Origin of the sequence: Streptomyces sp. SP17BM10, from assembly GCF_036322405.1 — a bacterium.
Classification (GTDB): Bacteria; Actinomycetota; Actinomycetes; order Streptomycetales; family Streptomycetaceae; genus Kitasatospora.
In genome coordinates, this window is the sequence record NZ_JAQYXB010000611.1 from 1 (window position 1) to 1,146 (window position 1,146).

The window sequence follows — 1,146 nt, forward strand, 5'->3', positions numbered from 1 at the left end:
GACTTCGATCTCTTCCGTATCTCCGAGGAGCACGAGATGCTCCGGGAGGCGGTGCGTGGGCTGGCCGAGGCGAAGATCGCTCCGTTCGCGGCGGAGGTGGACGAGCAGGGCCGGTTCCCGCAGGAGGCGCTGGAGGCGTTGCGGGGCAGTGACCTGCACGCGGTGCACGTGCCGGAGGAGTTCGGGGGTGCGGGGGCGGACGCGCTGGCGACGGTGATCGTGATCGAGGAGGTCGCGCGGGTGTGCGCGTCGTCGTCGCTGATCCCGGCGGTGAACAAGCTGGGGTCGTTGCCGGTGCAGTTGTCGGGTTCGCGGGAGCTGAAGGCGAAGTACCTGGGGGCGCTGGCGCGGGGTGAGGGGATGTTCTCGTACTGCCTGTCGGAGCCGGAGGCGGGTTCGGACGCGGCGGGGATGAGGACGCGGGCGGTGCGTGACGGTGATTTCTGGGTGCTGAACGGGGTGAAGCGCTGGATCACGAACGCGGGTGTGTCGGAGTTCTACACGGTGATGGCGGTGACGGATCCGGAGCTGCGGTCGAAGGGGATCTCGGCGTTCGTGGTGGAGAAGGGCGACGAGGGTGTGTCGTTCGGTGCTCCGGAGAAGAAGCTGGGGATCAAGGGGTCGCCGACGCGTGAGGTGTACTTCGACAACGTGCGGATCCCGGCGGACCGGATGATCGGTGCGGAGGGCACGGGGTTCGCGACGGCGATGAGGACGCTGGACCACACGCGGGTGACGATCGCGGCGCAGGCGATCGGGATCGCGCAGGGGGCGCTGGACTACGCGAAGGGTTATGTGCGGGAGCGCAAGCAGTTCGGGAAGGCGATCGCGGAGTTCCAGGGGGTCCAGTTCATGCTGGCGGACATGGCGATGAAGCTGGAGGCGGCGCGTCAGCTGACGTACGCGGCGGCGGCGAAGTCGCAGCGCGGGGACGGGGATCTGACGTTCTTCGGTGCGGCGGCGAAGTGTTTCGCGTCGGACGCGGCGATGGAGATCACGACGGACGCGGTCCAGTTGCTGGGCGGGTACGGGTACACGCGGGACTACCCGGTGGAGCGGATGATGCGTGACGCGAAGATCACGCAGATCTACGAGGGCACCAACCAGGTCCAGCGCATCGTCATGGCCCGCAACCTGCCGTAACAC

1 protein-coding gene is annotated in these 1,146 nt (G+C 68.0%); it reads left to right on the top strand.

Translation table 11 applies throughout. The features are described from left to right. Positions 1–1,143 (top strand): acyl-CoA dehydrogenase family protein (locus PUR71_RS23045; RefSeq protein ID WP_329928984.1); only part of this gene is annotated, 1,143 nt, incomplete at its 5' end. Positions 1,144–1,146: the final 3 nt, after the last annotated feature.